Origin of the sequence: Haemophilus sp. SZY H8, assembly GCF_018829755.1 — a bacterium.
GTDB classification, from domain to species: domain Bacteria; phylum Pseudomonadota; class Gammaproteobacteria; order Enterobacterales; family Pasteurellaceae; genus Haemophilus; species Haemophilus haemolyticus_K.
The window spans coordinates 305,310-320,820 of record NZ_JAHKJY010000003.1 but is presented as its reverse complement, the minus strand read 5'-3'; the positions used below and the strand labels follow the sequence as shown (position 1 = coordinate 320,820).

The 15,511-nt window shown below is 36.6% G+C and carries 15 protein-coding genes; 2 read left to right on the top strand and 13 right to left on the bottom strand.

Annotated elements, in window-relative coordinates:
• The first annotated feature begins 7 nt into the window (after window positions 1-7).
• On the top strand, window positions 8-1,255 hold the full coding sequence (locus KKW16_RS06960) for a uroporphyrinogen-III C-methyltransferase (RefSeq protein WP_140524278.1): 1,248 nt from the start codon (window positions 8-10) through the stop codon (window positions 1,253-1,255).
• A gap of 9 nt (window positions 1,256-1,264) precedes the next feature.
• Entirely contained in the window at window positions 1,265-2,527 is a 1,263-nt protein-coding gene (locus KKW16_RS06955) for a heme biosynthesis protein HemY (RefSeq protein ID WP_140524280.1), read from the top strand.
• 92 nt (window positions 2,528-2,619) lie between these two features.
• Here KKW16_RS06955 and psiE read toward each other — a convergent pair whose 3' ends face one another.
• From psiE to plsB, 13 genes are all read right to left on the bottom strand, one after another.
• Window positions 2,620-3,039 carry a phosphate-starvation-inducible protein PsiE gene (gene psiE / locus KKW16_RS06950; protein WP_065265661.1) on the bottom strand — a complete coding sequence of 140 codons (420 nt, stop codon included), beginning with the start codon at window positions 3,037-3,039 and terminating at the stop codon, window positions 2,620-2,622.
• Window positions 3,040-3,242: 203 nt separating this feature from the next.
• Window positions 3,243-3,671, bottom strand: a complete 429-nt coding sequence (locus KKW16_RS06945) for a F0F1 ATP synthase subunit epsilon (protein ID WP_215768114.1) — start codon at window positions 3,669-3,671, stop codon at window positions 3,243-3,245.
• Between the two features lie 30 nt (window positions 3,672-3,701).
• The gene (atpD, locus tag KKW16_RS06940; protein WP_048953132.1) at window positions 3,702-5,075 is read right to left on the bottom strand and encodes a F0F1 ATP synthase subunit beta; all 1,374 of its coding nucleotides are present in this window, start codon (window positions 5,073-5,075) and stop codon (window positions 3,702-3,704) included.
• Between the two features lie 16 nt (window positions 5,076-5,091).
• Entirely contained in the window at window positions 5,092-5,961 is an 870-nt protein-coding gene (atpG, locus tag KKW16_RS06935) for a F0F1 ATP synthase subunit gamma (RefSeq protein ID WP_005632226.1), read from the bottom strand.
• 15 nt (window positions 5,962-5,976) lie between these two features.
• Window positions 5,977-7,518 (bottom strand): F0F1 ATP synthase subunit alpha, encoded by a 1,542-nt coding sequence (atpA, locus tag KKW16_RS06930; protein ID WP_005629241.1) that lies wholly within the window; start codon window positions 7,516-7,518, stop codon window positions 5,977-5,979.
• Window positions 7,519-7,530: 12 nt separating this feature from the next.
• Window positions 7,531-8,064: a F0F1 ATP synthase subunit delta gene (gene atpH, locus KKW16_RS06925; RefSeq protein WP_005642563.1), complete on the bottom strand. Its 534-nt coding sequence runs from the start codon at window positions 8,062-8,064 to the stop codon at window positions 7,531-7,533.
• A gap of 12 nt (window positions 8,065-8,076) precedes the next feature.
• A complete protein-coding gene (gene atpF / locus KKW16_RS06920; RefSeq protein ID WP_046949257.1) occupies window positions 8,077-8,547 on the bottom strand; it encodes a F0F1 ATP synthase subunit B in 471 nt (156 codons plus the stop codon).
• Window positions 8,548-8,585: 38 nt separating this feature from the next.
• On the bottom strand, window positions 8,586-8,840 hold the full coding sequence (atpE, locus tag KKW16_RS06915; protein ID WP_005632219.1) for a F0F1 ATP synthase subunit C: 255 nt from the start codon (window positions 8,838-8,840) through the stop codon (window positions 8,586-8,588).
• Window positions 8,841-8,888: 48 nt separating this feature from the next.
• Window positions 8,889-9,686 carry a F0F1 ATP synthase subunit A gene (gene atpB / locus KKW16_RS06910; protein WP_215768113.1) on the bottom strand — a complete coding sequence of 266 codons (798 nt, stop codon included), beginning with the start codon at window positions 9,684-9,686 and terminating at the stop codon, window positions 8,889-8,891.
• 36 nt (window positions 9,687-9,722) lie between these two features.
• The gene (locus KKW16_RS06905) at window positions 9,723-10,097 is read right to left on the bottom strand and encodes an ATP synthase subunit I (protein ID WP_215768112.1); all 375 of its coding nucleotides are present in this window, start codon (window positions 10,095-10,097) and stop codon (window positions 9,723-9,725) included.
• Window positions 10,098-10,222: 125 nt separating this feature from the next.
• Window positions 10,223-10,834: a 16S rRNA (guanine(527)-N(7))-methyltransferase RsmG gene (gene rsmG / locus KKW16_RS06900; RefSeq protein ID WP_215768111.1), complete on the bottom strand. Its 612-nt coding sequence runs from the start codon at window positions 10,832-10,834 to the stop codon at window positions 10,223-10,225.
• Between the two features lie 184 nt (window positions 10,835-11,018).
• Window positions 11,019-12,677, bottom strand: a complete 1,659-nt coding sequence (locus tag KKW16_RS09000) for a YadA C-terminal domain-containing protein (RefSeq protein ID WP_252347878.1) — start codon at window positions 12,675-12,677, stop codon at window positions 11,019-11,021.
• A 312-nt stretch (window positions 12,678-12,989) separates the two neighbouring features.
• Window positions 12,990-15,416: a glycerol-3-phosphate 1-O-acyltransferase PlsB gene (plsB, locus tag KKW16_RS06890; protein ID WP_215768110.1), complete on the bottom strand. Its 2,427-nt coding sequence runs from the start codon at window positions 15,414-15,416 to the stop codon at window positions 12,990-12,992.
• Window positions 15,417-15,511: the final 95 nt, after the last annotated feature.

Genomic DNA, 15,511 nt, shown 5'->3' with positions numbered 1-15,511 from the left:
AATTGATATGGCAAAGAATCAATCAAATGATATCACTGAACAAGTCAGCGATACCCCTGAAATAGTAGTAGAAAAAACGGAAGCGGAACAATCTGCTGAACAGCCGGTTCTTCAACAAACAATAGTTAAAAAGAATGGTACAGCATTAAGTTTGTTAGCTATTTTAATTGCGCTTGGTGTTGGCGGTGCTGGTTATTATATTGGCCAACAACAAGTTACAGACTTTCAGAAAAAGTTAATTGTTCTTGAAAACCAAGTCGGAGAGTCAGCCTCTCGTGTTACTTCAAATGAGAAAAATGAGCAAGTAAGCCAATTGGAAAGTGGTTTAAAAGCCATGCAGGAAAAGGTAATTCAATTAGAAGAATTTAATAAAAGTAAAACGGAAGAAATTACTACTTTACAGGCACAAATAAAACAAGTGGGTCAACTTGCAAGTGCACAACAACCAAATGATTGGTTATTCTCTGAAGTCGATTTTTTATTGAATAACGCACTACGTAAACTTATTTTAGATAATGACGTTGATACAGCTATTTCTTTATTGAAATTAGCTGATGAAACGCTAGTTAAAATTAATAATACTCAAGCTAATTCTGTTCGTAATGCGATTAACCAAGATTTGAAGAAATTACTTTCTCTTTCTAGTGTGGATCAAAATTCAGTGATGCAAAAACTTTCACAGCTTGCCAACACAGTTGATGAGTTGCAAGTGCTTAATGTAAATTTTGATGATACCCCTGAAAATAATAATAAATTATCCGATAGTATCGAGGATTGGCAACAAAATGTTGAAAAAAGTGCTACTTCTTTCTTAAATCATTTTATTCGTATTTCGCCAAAACAAAGTGCAAATAAGAAAGAATTATTAGCACCGAATCAAGATATTTATCTTCGTGAAAATATTCGTTTACGTTTACAACTTGCTATTATGGCTGTACCTCGTCAACAGGATGAGCTTTATAAACAATCTTTAGATGCTGTGTCGTCTTGGGTTCGTAGCTATTTTGATACAAATTCTGAAACTACGCAGAATTTCTTAAAATCTGTGGATGAATTGTCAGAACTGTCTATTTATGTGGATGTTCCAGAACAATTGGCAAGTTTAACATTGCTTGATAAATATCTTAATCGCTTACCATTAGATGTACAAAAAGTAGAAATTGAGACAGATAAAGCGGTTGAAAGTATGCCGAAAGTAGAGGATACAATGCAAAAATCTGAAGATAAACCGGCAAAAGCCGAGCATCAACAATAAGGAGAGCCTATGTTTAGAGTGCTTTTTCTAATGATAGCGCTGCTTGCAGGACTTGTGGGTGGACCTTATCTTTCTGGTCAGCAAGGTTATGTCCGTATTGAAACGGCTAACAATATTATTGAAATGTCTATTACAACGCTAGTCATCTTTTTTGTTATCGCGTTAGCAATCATTTATGGATTGGAGTGGATTATTACCCGATTTTTACGTTTAAGTAGAGGATCTTACAACTGGTTTTCACGCCGTAAACGTGTTAGAGCACAAAAACAAACCCTTGAAGGTTTGGTTAAAATGAATGAGGGAGATTATGCAAAAGCAGAAAAATTGATTGGTAAAAATGCCAAACACTCTGCTGAGCCAGTATTAAATCTAATCAAAGCAGCTGAAGCTGCACAACAACGCGGTGATGAATTTAGTGCAAATCGTTATTTAATTGAGGCAACAGAGTTAGCGGGTTCTGATAATTTATTGGTTGAAATCGCTCGGACACGGATTTTATTACAACAAAATAAATTACCAGCAGCGCGTAGTTCAGTAGATAGCCTGCTTGAAATGTCTAACCGTAATAAAGAAGTATTAAAACTTGCTGTGGATATTTATTTGCGCTCTAAAGCTTATCAAGCGCTTGATGAGATTTTAGACAGTGTAGAAAATAGTGGTTTATTTAGCACAGAAGAGTTTCAAGAACTTCGTACGCAAACAGAAAATGGCCTACTTGATGAAAAGATGAATGAGGAAGGCGTTGATGGATTACTTGCATGGTGGGATGAGCTACCTCGTCGTCGCCGTAATAATGTTGATTTAAAAGTAGGCTTAATTCAACGTTTAATTGATTGTAATGATCATGAGTCTGCAGCAGAATTTACCCTTGAAATCTTGAAAAAAATTGGTGACAACACACCAATTGGTAAAGCGCTTTGCACTCAAATTACACGTTTACAGCCGGAAGATAACAGCAAGTTAATTAAACTTGTAGCAAAACGAGCTAAACATGCTGGTGATGTAGAAAAATGTTGTATTAATCGAGCGTTGGGCTATTTATATGTTCGTAATAACGAATTTTCCCAAGCTGCTGAAGTTTTTAAAAAGGTGATTGCTTGCCCTAATCAATTAGAATCAAATGATTTGATGATGGCTTCTTACGTTTTTGAACAGTCTGGTGATAAAGTCCTTGCAGAACAAGTACGACAAGATAGTTTAAAATCCGTAATGGCTATAGACAATATTCCTCTTGAAAAAAATGAGGAAAATATGCCAAAAAATGGAGATTAGCTTTCAAAAGCAAATTAGAATAAATACTGATTATAATAGATAAAACGCACTTCAATGAAGTGCGTTTTATTATGCTTTGGATTTTTATATCTTTATAGATTTTTAAGTCTGTTAGAATATAAAACAAGGCAAAGCGCAATAACCATAACAAGAATTGAACCAGCAAATAATAAGGTATCAACTGAGCTTTCATGATTTACAATAATGAGTCGTAACATTGCTGTAATCCCTGCGTATATAAAATAGCGCAATGGAAAATGATAGCCACTTTTAAAATATTGAACTATTAATCCTATAAACCCGAAATATAAGAAAAACATTACAGCTTGTTCAGCTACATCATAGGGTACAAAGCTTGATGTATTTAAAACCATCATTGCTAAGGTATAAGTTATTTTACCCAAAGCAATAATTAGTACAATTGCTAATGCAATTAATGCAGAACTTAACACTATTTTTAGGACTCCAGTTATCATTTTCGGGAGCTTTTCTAATTCCGAAGATTCTTCCATTTTTCTTCCTTAAGGATAAAATTTAAAAAGGCGTATATTTTAATCTAATATAGAAAAGTTGGTCAAAGCTATTTCGGAAAATAATATAGTATAGAGTGGCTATAATAAGTGAATAGAGTAGTCAACAGTTGATATAGAAAGGTATGTTTAAAGGATATATTATTGGATATAAAAAGTGCGGTGAAAATTTACCGCACTTTTTATTACCGTCTTGTTTTCAAGAGTTTTTCAGTCAATTCATAAGCTCGAAGTTTTGCTAACTCTTTAGAAAGTTTCGCAACCAGTAAATCATGATCTACATCTGATACATGAGATACAATGTTCTCTTCAGCTTTACGTTTTGCTTCGCGAATACGATCAGCATCCAATTCACTACCACGGATAGCAACATCTGCTAGTACCGTAACAATATTTGGTTGAACCTCTAAAAAACCACCGGAAACATAGATAACTTCTTCATTTCCATCTTGAAGGGTAAATTTAACAATCCCTGGTTTAATTGCCGTTAGCAATGGTGTGTGTCCAGGGAGAATTCCTAATTCCCCCTCAACACCTGTTGCTTGGATCTGTTTTACTTCACCTTCAAAGATTTTTCGCTCTGCGCTTACTATTGTTAAATTAAATGTCGCCATTTTTGTTCTCCTTCAAATGACTTGAAGTGATTACATATTTTTGGCTTTTTCTAGCGCTTCGTCGATTGAACCTACCATATAGAACGCTTGTTCTGGGATATGGTCGTAATCACCGCTTAAAATACCTTTAAAGCCGCGAATAGTTTCTTTTAATGGAACATATTTACCTGGAGTACCATTAAATACTTCAGCAACGAAGAACGGTTGTGATAAGAAACGTTCAATTTTACGTGCACGTGCTACCACTAATTTATCTTCTTCAGATAATTCGTCCATACCAAGAATTGCGATAATATCTTTCAATTCTTTATAACGTTGTAAAATACCTTGTACACCACGAGCAATATCATAATGTTCTTGGCCAACAACAAGAGGGTCTAACTGACGTGAAGTTGAATCTAATGGGTCAACCGCAGGGTAGATACCTAAAGATGCAATTTGACGACTTAATACAACAGTTGAGTCTAAGTGCGCAAAGGTTGTTGCCGGAGATGGGTCAGTTAAGTCATCCGCAGGTACGTATACCGCTTGTACAGAGGTAATAGAACCTGTTTTGGTTGAAGTAATACGTTCTTGTAATACACCCATTTCTTCCGCTAAGGTTGGTTGGTAACCTACTGCTGATGGCATACGACCTAATAACGCAGACACCTCAGTACCAGCAAGGGTATAACGATAGATATTATCCACGAAGAATAATACATCACGACCTTCATCACGGAATTTTTCTGCCATGGTTAAACCAGTTAACGCAACACGTAAACGGTTACCTGGTGGCTCATTCATCTGACCATAAACCAAAGATACTTTATCTAATACGTTAGAATCTTTCATTTCATGATAGAAGTCGTTACCTTCTCGAGTACGTTCACCTACACCCGCAAATACAGAGTAACCAGAGTGCTCGATCGCGATGTTACGGATTAATTCCATCATGTTAACGGTTTTACCTACACCCGCACCACCGAATAAACCAACTTTACCACCTTTAGCAAATGGACAAATTAAGTCGATAACTTTGATACCAGTTTCTAATAATTCCGTACTGTTTGATTGTTCTTCATAGCTTGGTGCAGAACGGTGGATAGCCCAACGCTCTTCTTCACCGATTGGACCTTGTTCGTCAATTGGTTCACCCAATACATTCATAATACGACCAAGGGTTTTTGTGCCTACCGGTACTTGAATCGGCTCATTCGTGTTTTCTACTTTTAAACCACGTTTTAAACCATCAGAAGCACCTAATGCGATACAACGTACCACACCGCCACCTAATTGTTGTTGCACCTCAAGTGTTAAACCTGATTCAACTTTTAATGCATCGTAAACTTTTGGCACTGCATCTTGTGGAAATTCAACGTCAATCACCGCACCGATGATTTGTACAATTTTTCCTGCTGACATTACCGTTCCTCTTTTCTTAAATCGCTGCCGCACCGGCTACGATTTCATTCAATTCATTTGTGATACTTGCTTGACGAGCTTTGTTATACACCAACCGCAGATCATTAATTAAATTACCTGCATTATCAGTTGCTGCTTTCATTGCTACCATTCGAGCCGCTTGTTCTGAAGCTAAATTATCTACAACCGCTTGATAAATTTGGGATTCTAAATAACGAACTAAAAGGCTATCTAATAGTACTTTTGGTTCTGGTTCATAAAGATAATCCCAAGTCTGTTGTCTTTCATTTAAATGATCGTCTTTAGATTCTGGTAAAGGAACTAATTGTTGTACAACAGGTTTTTGAGACATCGTATTAACAAATTTATTGTATGCAATATAAACTGCATCAATTTCACCATTACGATAAGCATCAAACATTGTATTTGCGACACCAATTAATTCTTCTAGAGCGGGCGTATCGCCTAAACCAGAAAGTTGACCTTTGATATTAAATCCAAAGGAACGGAAAAAACTAATCCCTTTTGAACCTATTAAGCCCAAATCTGTAGAGATATTTTGTTCTTTCCAATTTTTGATTTGGTTAAGTGTGGTTTTGAATAAATTAACATTTAAACCACCACACATACCACGATCTGTTGAAATAACCAAGATACCGATTTTCTTCACTTCACGCTCAACTAAGAACGGATGTTTATAACCGACACTTGCTTTAGACACATGACTAATAACGTTACGGATAGTTTCAGAATACGGACGAGATGCAGCCATACGATCCTGCGTTTTACGCATTTTCGAGGTCGCCACCATTTCCATTGCCTTAGTAATTTTTTGTGTACTTTGTACACTGGCAATTTTGGTTTTTATCTCTTTTGCACCTGCCATCTTATCTCTCCGTTACTACCAAGCACTATTCGCTTTAAAACTATCTAAAATACCTTTTAATGTATCTTTGATTTCGTCATTATAGTTACCGGTTTTAGTAAGCTCTTGCATAAACTCAGCGTGATTACGGTTAGAATAATCTAAAAGTGCGGTCTCAAAACTTGCAATTTTTGATAATTCCACGTCATCCAAATAACCAAATTCAACAGCAAACAATACAACCGCTTGTTCTGCAACAGATAATGGAGCAAATTGTTTTTGTTTTAATAATTCAGTTACTTTTTCACCGTGAGAAAGTTGCTTACGAGTCGCATCATCAAGATCTGATGCAAACTGTGCAAACGCTGCTAATTCACGATATTGAGCTAGCGCGGTACGAATACCACCCGCTAATTTTTTAATAACTTTAGTTTGCGCTGAACCACCCACACGAGATACCGAAATACCTGGGTTTACCGCAGGACGAATACCTGAGTTAAACAAGTTAGATTCTAAGAAGATCTGACCATCGGTAATAGAAATTACGTTGGTTGGAACAAACGCAGATACGTCACCAGCTTGGGTTTCAATAATAGGAAGTGCGGTTAAAGAACCTGTTTTTCCTTTCACTTCACCTTTAGTGAATTTTTCTACGTAATCTTCGTTTACACGAGAAGCACGTTCTAGTAAACGAGAATGTAAATAGAACACATCACCTGGATAGGCTTCACGACCTGGTGGACGACGTAATAATAATGAAATTTGACGATAAGCTACGGCTTGTTTTGATAAATCATCATAAACAATTAATGCATCTTCGCCGCGATCACGGAAATATTCACCCATCGCACAACCAGCATAAGGTGCTAAATATTGTAACGCTGCTGATTCAGATGCTGATGCGGCTACCACGATAGTATTTGCAAGTGCACCATGTTCTTCTAATTTACGCACAACGTTTGCAATAGTAGAGGCTTTTTGACCAATCGCAACATAGATACATTTAATACCAGAATTACGTTGGTTAATAATAGCGTCAATTGCTAACGCAGTTTTACCCGTTTGACGGTCACCGATGATTAATTCACGTTGACCACGACCGATTGGCACCATTGAGTCAACGGCTTTGTAACCAGTTTGAACAGGTTGATCAACAGAACGACGATCGATAACGCCTGGCGCAATCACTTCTACTGGTGAGAAACCATCATTTTCAATTTCGCCTTTACCATCAATTGGTTGACCAAGCGTATTAACTACACGACCTAATAAACCACGACCAACTGGTACTTCAAGGATACGACCTGTACATTGAACTTCCATACCTTCCGCTAAATCTGCGTAAGGTCCCATAACTACAGCACCAACAGAATCGCGTTCAAGGTTAAGTGCCATCGCATAACGATTACCTGGTAAGGCGATCATTTCACCTTGCATCACATCGCTTAAACCGTGGATGCGAATAATGCCATCGCTTACAGAAACAATTGTCCCTGTATTACGGGCTTCACTGACCACGTCGAATTGAGCGATGCGTTTTTTAATCAATTCACTAATTTCAGTTGAATTTAGTTGCATCTTGTATTCCTCTTATAATTGCAACTCGTTTGCGAGACGAGTAAGTTGCCCACGGCTACTTCCGTCAATCACAAAGTCTTCAGTACGAACAATCACACCAGCAATAAGTGCGTTATCCACGTTGCAATTTAATTTCACTTTGCGAGCTAATCTTTTTTCCATTGCAGCTGCAATTTTTTCGATTTGTGTTGCATTCAATGGTTGCGCAGACGTTACTTCAACTTCTGCAATAGCTTGGTGCTCCTCTACGTGATGTTTAAATTCTTCAAACACTGCAGGAATAGCACTCAAACGCTTATTTTCAGCCATTAACCGAATAAGATTTTGCCCATATTGATCCAATTGTTCGCCACAAATAGAAATTACTGTATCAGCTAATTTCTGTGCAGAAAGAGAACTACTTAAGTAAGCTTTTACCGTTTCATCTTCAGCTACGGCTGCAGCAAAACCTAACATTTCAGTCCATTTTTCGACCGCACTTTGTTCAATGGCAAAGTCGAATGCAGCTTTTGCATAAGGGCGAGCTATTGTAGTTAATTCTGACATAAGCTAAGCCTCTTATAACTCTGCAACTAATTTATCAATAATGTCATTGTTTGCCGCTTCATCAATAGAACGACCCACAATTTTCTCAGCACCAGCCACTGCCAATGAAGCCACTTTAAGACGTAATTCTTCTTGAACACGTTTACGTTCAGCTTCTACTTCTGCATAACCTTGAGCAATAATTTTTGCTTTTAGTTCTTCGGCTTCTGCCTTCACTTCGTCTAATACTTCATTGCGACGTTTATTCGCAGCATCTAAAATTTCTTGAGCTTGTACTTTTGCAGCTGAAAGTTCTTGTTCAACAAGATTTTTCGTATCTGCTTGCTCTTTTTTAGCTGCTTCAGCTGACGCTAAAGCGTTCGCAATTTGGCTTTGACGTGTTTCAATCGCATTAATAATTGGTGGCCAAACAAACTTCACACAGAACCATACAAAAATAATAAAGGCGATGGTTTGACCAATTAATGTTGCATTAATATTCACAACATACCTCCTTCGTTAATTAGGAAATTTGTTGTTTATTAACCTAATAATGCAGCAAATGGATTTGCGAATGCGAAATATAAACCGATACCTACAGCGATCATCGCAATCGCATCAAGAAGACCTGCAACAATAAACATCTTAGTAAGTAGTGAATTAGCTAATTCAGGCTGACGAGCGGCAGACTCAAGGTATTTACCGCCAAGAAGACCAAAGCCAATCGCAGTACCTAACGCAGCAAAAGCAAGCATAATCGCAGAAGCAATGATTGTTGCACTAATTACAGTTTCCATAAATTTTCTCCGTTGTTGAGAGTTGAGTTGTTAAATAAAAAATAAAAATTAATGTTCCGCTTTATTATATGCAATACTCAGGTAAACCACAGTAAGCATCATAAAGACGAAGGCTTGTAATGCGATAACCAAAATATGGAAAATCGCCCACACCAACTGCAATGGCACACCCAGTGCAGCCACAAACGCATTGGCTGAATACATCACGGCAATCAAAATAAAGATCAGCTCACCAGCATACATATTTCCGAATAAACGAAGTGCTAATGAAACAGGCTTTGAGATCAACGTCACGGATTCAAGAAGAAGATTAACAGGGATAAATGCCCAATGATTAAAAGGGTGTAAAGTGTATTCTTTTGCGAGACCTTTAATACCCTTAGATTTAATCGTATAAAAAAGGATTAATACAAATACTGAAATCGACATTGCAAATGTCATATTCATATCCGTAGTCGGCACGGCTCGTACAGGAATATGATGATCGCCTGTAATAATAGCAAACAACCGGGGAATATAATCCACAGGTACCAAATCAATAGTATTCATAATCATCACCCATACGAAAATAGTTAAAGCCAACGGCGCTATCACATCTCGTTTACCGTGATAATTTTCTTTTACCACACCATCAATCCATTCTACAGCCATTTCAACAGCACATTGTAGTTTACTCGGCACACCTGTTGTTGCTTTTTTAGCCACCTTGTGAAAAATAGCTAAGAAAAGGAAACCGCACAACACAGAGAAGAAAAACGTATCAAGATTAAACGTCCAAAAACCTTCACCTGTTGTAAGATAAGTTAAATGGTGTTGGATATATTCAATTGAAGTTTGTCCAGACATAATCGATCCTTTGTTCTGAAGAAGAATAACCCAAAGTTAAATTTTATTGAGAATAAGTGGAATAACATTATTCAGCACTAACGCCAATAAAAAACCAACAAAAAACGCAATAAAATTGATAACTAATAACCATTTGATGGCAATAATGATAAAAACCATCGTTAAAATAAACTTTATTGCTTCAGCACGATAAAGTGCGGTCAGTTTTGTTGAAAAATTTTGTTTTCTGTAAAAAATGATAAATATGAATGTACAAAAAGGCAAAAAGGCACTTAAAAAACCGTAGCTAAAATCTACCGCACTTTGGCGTTGCCATCCATAAATAAGCAAATAAAAAACTACAAGCAAAAGACTCTCAATAACAATAGCTTTTCTGTAGTTTTTTTTAGCGTGAGATAAAATGCGCGACATCACTTTTACAAAATAATTTTAGCTCGCCGATTATACCTTTGCTGGATTTAGATTCAACTTAAAAACACATAAAAAGTGTTATATAAATCACACTTTTAGAAAATAATTTATCTATTTGTTACTTTTTAACGCAAAACGATTAAATGTCGCTCACCTATAAGTTCAGGAACATGTAGTTCAATCACTTCTTGAATAGTGTATTTTTTATTCAATTCATTAATTTCATCTTCCTGATAAATACCTTTTAATGCATAAAAATGACCGTTTTCTTTGGGTAAATGATGGCACCAATCAGTCATATCTTTTAACGAAGCAAAAGCGCGACTTAATACACCATCAAATTTATCTTCAGGTTGGTATTCTTCTACTCGACTTAAAACAGGGATTACATTAGTGAGCCCAAGCTCACGTATAGCATTTCGAATAAAACTAATACGTTTGCCTAAACTATCAAGGAGAACAAATTGTTTGTAAGGATTAATAATTGCTAAAGGTAAACCTGGCAAGCCGGGGCCTGTGCCGACATCGATGAAACGATCGCCTTGTAAATAAGGGCTTACAACAAGACTATCTAAGATATGTTTGACTAACATTTCTTGTGGATCACGAACAGATGTTAAATTATAGGCTTTATTCCATTTATTGAGTAAATTGACCAGATCAATCAGCTGCTGAATTTGTTGATCACTTATTTTTATATTTGCTTGCGCAAGTAAACTAGCTAATTTGGCTTTCATATTTATTATCTCTTTAGAAAATTGCGCTATTTTACTTAAAAGTGCGGTGAAAATCTTTAGTGTTTTTTTACTTATAATAAGATTCTGTCTTAATTTATTTCTAACCAGTCTATTAACGCCAATATTATTGTTTAATAAAGAAAAAAGGACAGACACAATGTCTGCCCTTATAGGTAATATTTATTTACCATTCAAAGTTTACACCAGCGTTATAAGTTACGCCGCCACCTTGTGTAAATGCAACCCCTGCTTTAGTCGCAATGTTTTGGTTATAACGATAACCAGTACCAATCGCTACTGCAGTTTGAGATTTATAACCCCCAACAGCTGCTGTAAAGTTTGCTTTACCCACAGTATATGGTTGGAATAAACCTGTTAAAGCAGCTTGAGCAGCAAGACCACGTTTAAGATCTTTATCAAGTTTATTAACACGGTTATCTAAGTGATCAAGGCGTTTTGTATGGGTGTTAACGTCTGTACGTAGCTTATTAATATCTACTGCGTGAGCACTAACCACTGAACTATTGGCTTTTAATGCAAATTTATTATCGGTTTCAGTTTTACTATATACGTCAGCTACATTTGCTTTAGCATCTAGTTTGCTGTTGCTTTCAGCCTTAGTATATACATCTGATACATTTGCCTTTCTAGATAAAGCATCTTCTACATCATCAGCATCTGCTTTTTTGTCCAGTTCTGCATTTGTATTATCAGCAAATTTATTATAAGTTTCAGTAAATTCTTTAACACCTTCAGCTAATTTATTATGTTTACCTTCTAAGTCACGGTGTTCTTCAGTTAAATTCCCGACATCCTTACCAAGTTCATTAACGACCCCTGATAATGCACCGATTCCTTCTTCGTTATCTTTAACCTCTTCTTTAAGGTCTTCTAATGCTTGCTTATCCGCTTTAGCATTTAGTTTGCTGTCGCTTTCAGTCTTAGTATATACATCTGTTTTATCTGCTTTGTTTTCAACAAGAGCTTTAACATCATCTAAATGATTATAAGCTTTTAATTCATTAATGGCTTCTGTCTGTTTACTAACTACCTTCATTAATCCAGGATTCGCATCAGTTCCATCACCATATATAGCCTCTGCATGATTATCAACAACACCTACTAATCCAGGATTTGCATCAGTTCCATCACCATATACATCATCCTCAAGATTATTAACCTTACTTACTAATCCAGGATTCGCATCAGTTCCATCACCATCTAGAACCTTTGTATGGTCGTTAACTGTCCCAACAGTCTTAATAACTTCCTTCTCTAAATCATCGACATCAGAGGTTATATCGTTAATGGAGTTAATTACCCCTTTTCCTTTTAAAGGATCCGCCTCAACATCTTTCGCTGTAGCTGTTTTTTTAGTCACTTTTCCTGTTTCAGGATCTATATCATATAAATCATCGCCATCTTTAAAACCACTTAAAGTTAATGTGTTATTGTAAGAGTTTACAGTTACTCCAGCAATCGCATCTGAATGTTTATTAACGACATTAATTAATCCAGAATCAGGATCTTCCTTAGTACCATATATAGCATCTGTATGCTTATCTACAGTATTTAGTAATCCTGGATTCTCAGGATCGTCATCATCACCAAATATAGCCGTAGTATTGTCGTTAATTTTCTTATCTTGTTCTTCAATTTTTTTAGTGAGTTCTGATTTCACTGCTTCAGTTGCTTCAGTTTGTTTTGTAGCATTTGCGTTAATAGCTTTACCAAGAGCTGCTAGAGCATCGTCAACAGCTTTATCTTCTGCCATAGCATAAGTAGAAACAATACCACCAACAAATAACGCAATTGCAGTACGTTTTAAAAGTTCATATTTCATAAAAACAGTCCTTTTTCATTAAATTATTTGGAATAAATTTGTAGAAATGACAACAAACAATATGTAAAAACACATTGATTCGTTATTGAGAATATAGAAAGGGAGGTTTAAGGAAGTGCTAAATTAAGACGACTACTGATAGCTCAACGATACGACAAAATCTCTCTCTCATCATTGGCAGAGTTATACACCCACGTAAAATAAAATACAATTGAAAAACATGAAAAATGTGATCTCTATCACATTTTTATTTATCGGATTGATAATAAAAAATGCGGTGAATATTCACCGCACTTTGTAACATGGTAATATTTAGTTATCTTCAACTTTAGCCACCGTGCCTTTTACAGTGAGGCAAATTTCGGTTGAAATTAAATGAGAAAGCGTTGAAGCCAAATATTCTATTTTCTCAAGATTGCCATTGCCTGATTCATCAAAATAACCTTGCTCTTTCAAATTAGCAATGAACATAGAGAAGACGGCTTTATCAAAGAATTCCGGCGCGTTAATACCATGCAATACAGATAAACGTTGTGCAACGAGTTGGCTTTCTTTCTCCAGTTCTGCACGTGAAATATCTGATTGTTTTTGCAAAATTGTCACTGTGATGTAATAACGTTGCAAGATTTCACGCATTCCCGCGGACCAAAGTTGTAAAATACGTACTTTCGATTTATTGATAGATAAGAAATTATCATTAGAGTTAATCACCTGTTGGCGCGCAAATTCATCAATAATTTGGTGAATTTGAGTTTTTAACTCTTCTTCACTAAAGTGCAAGAATAGCTCGCCTTTTAAGAATGGATAAATCTTACCAACCGCTTCCACTAATAAATCTTTTTGAATCGCCTCATAATGCAAAATGATGCTTGCAACTAAAGATGGCAATACAAATAAGTGTTGAATATTATTGCGATAGTAAGTCATCAAGACGGCTGATGCACGTTCTAAACGCACAATTTCCCCAAAGTTATCTTTTTCGACTAACACGCCAACACGATCAAGCGTTAATACATGGTTTAACATCATTTCAGGCGTAGCCGTTGGCAATACAACATCTGTAGAATAAGGCACGTTTTGTAGTAATTGTTGGTAACTCGCCAGTTGTTCTAAAAGTTGCTCACGAGAAAGAGCACGCTGACGAGAAGACAACAATGCCGTCCCAACTAAATTCATTGCATTCACCGCGGCAGCTTTATTAATGTTCACCATCACTTGTTTTGATACAGAATCAACTGCTGGAGCAAACCATTGTGGTTTTTCTTCGTGATTTTGCTCTTTCCAATCAGGGAAGTGTTGACTCAAGTAGTTTGAAAGTGTAATTGGCTCACCAAAATTCACAAAACCTTGACCAAGATTGCGTAATTTTTTTATTACTCGAATAACCAAACCTGCATTTTCTTTTTCTTTCACCGCACCACGTAATTCTTTTGCGTAAGTATCTACCTCTAATACATGCTCATAGCCCACATAAACTGGAACAACAGAAATTGGACGAGTTTGATTATGTTGCAACGCTTGAAGTGTCATCGACATCATGCCTGTTTTTGGTGCAAGTAAACGGCCAGTGCGCGAACGACCACCCTCAATAAAATATTCTACCGAATAACCACGGTGGAATAACTCTGATAAATATTCGCGGAAGATTGCAGAATATAATCTATTTCCTTTAAAAGTGCGGCGAATAAAGAATGCGCCCCAACTGCGGAACATTCTACCCACAGGCCAGAAATTTAAATTAATTCCTGCTGCGATATGCGGCGGAACAAGCCCTTGATGATAAAGCACATAAGAAAGTAATAAATAGTCAATGTGGCTACGGTGGCAAGGCACATAAACAATCTCATGACCTTCGAGTGCTAATTTACGTACGCGATCTGCATTTTGCACATCAATACCAGAATAAAGTTTATTCCAAAGCCAACGTAAAAAACGATCCGCAGCTCGTAAACTTGAATGACTTACATCTGCTGCGATTTCATCCAAAATCTTATGTGCTTCTTTTTGCGCTTTTTCAATACTGATATTTTTCGATTTTGCTTCATCTTCAATCGCATGCTGAATCGCTTCTGATTGCAATAATTTATTAAACATAGCTTGGCGATTCGGTAAACGAGGGCCTGTTGCCGAAATACGCTGTTTGGCAAAATGCATTTTTGCAACTCGAGCCAGCTTCTGCGCAATTTTTTCATCGGAGCCATACTCATTCACCATATAACGTAATGAAACAGCTTGAGAAAAACGTACAAAAGTATCACGTCCAAACCAAATAGCAGCAAAAGTTTTTTGCATGCCATTTAACAAACGCAAGTTAGGCAAGCCGGATTTATCTTCATGCCCAGGAGAACGCCCCCAAAGAACGGAAACTGGAATAAGTTGCACATCTAAACTCTCAGAAGTGCGGTGTAATTCGAGGTATTTATTGAAGATCGTGGTGGTTTCATCTTTCGCACCTTTCGATTTAAAAATGCGGCGTCCCTCATCTAAATACACATAACGAGGCAACTTCACACCATCAATTTCATTTTTCTCAGCAGGATCAGGTAAACCTAACGCCAAACAATTTCGACGGAAAATAACGAAATCGGTTTGAGAAGTATAAGGCAAAACATAAACAACAGGTTGGTGAATATTGAGGGAAAGCTCTTCTATCGGATTGGCTGGAATTGGATTATTTTTCACTAATACTGACAGAGGCAAGCTCAATAATTGACGATACATATTTACAAAATTTGCCATGATAAATTTTCTCTTTGTTGTAAATTCGGAATATTTTAACACATCCGATCTCAACCGCTTTAAAAAATTTGCTGGAAGAATGTGACCTAATACAC

Excerpts from the sequence above, each read along its gene's own strand:
- psiE (WP_065265661.1), bottom strand. The coding sequence starts at position 3,039 with ATGGAAGAATCTTCGGAATTAGAAAAGCTCCCGAAAATGATAACTGGA.
- KKW16_RS06960 (WP_140524278.1), top strand. The coding sequence starts at position 8 with ATGGCAAAGAATCAATCAAATGATATCACTGAACAAGTCAGCGATACC.
- atpD (WP_048953132.1), bottom strand. The coding sequence starts at position 5,075 with ATGTCAGCAGGAAAAATTGTACAAATCATCGGTGCGGTGATTGACGTT.
- atpA (WP_005629241.1), bottom strand. The coding sequence starts at position 7,518 with ATGCAACTAAATTCAACTGAAATTAGTGAATTGATTAAAAAACGCATC.
- atpB (WP_215768113.1), bottom strand. The coding sequence starts at position 9,686 with ATGTCTGGACAAACTTCAATTGAATATATCCAACACCATTTAACTTAT.
- KKW16_RS06905 (WP_215768112.1), bottom strand. The coding sequence starts at position 10,097 with ATGTCGCGCATTTTATCTCACGCTAAAAAAAACTACAGAAAAGCTATT.
- atpH (WP_005642563.1), bottom strand. The coding sequence starts at position 8,064 with ATGTCAGAATTAACTACAATAGCTCGCCCTTATGCAAAAGCTGCATTC.
- KKW16_RS06955 (WP_140524280.1), top strand. The coding sequence starts at position 1,265 with ATGTTTAGAGTGCTTTTTCTAATGATAGCGCTGCTTGCAGGACTTGTG.
- atpG (WP_005632226.1), bottom strand. The coding sequence starts at position 5,961 with ATGGCAGGTGCAAAAGAGATAAAAACCAAAATTGCCAGTGTACAAAGT.
- atpE (WP_005632219.1), bottom strand. The coding sequence starts at position 8,840 with ATGGAAACTGTAATTAGTGCAACAATCATTGCTTCTGCGATTATGCTT.
- rsmG (WP_215768111.1), bottom strand. The coding sequence starts at position 10,834 with ATGAAAGCCAAATTAGCTAGTTTACTTGCGCAAGCAAATATAAAAATA.
- plsB (WP_215768110.1), bottom strand. The coding sequence starts at position 15,416 with ATGGCAAATTTTGTAAATATGTATCGTCAATTATTGAGCTTGCCTCTG.
- KKW16_RS09000 (WP_252347878.1), bottom strand. The coding sequence starts at position 12,677 with ATGAAATATGAACTTTTAAAACGTACTGCAATTGCGTTATTTGTTGGT.
- KKW16_RS06945 (WP_215768114.1), bottom strand. The coding sequence starts at position 3,671 with ATGGCGACATTTAATTTAACAATAGTAAGCGCAGAGCGAAAAATCTTT.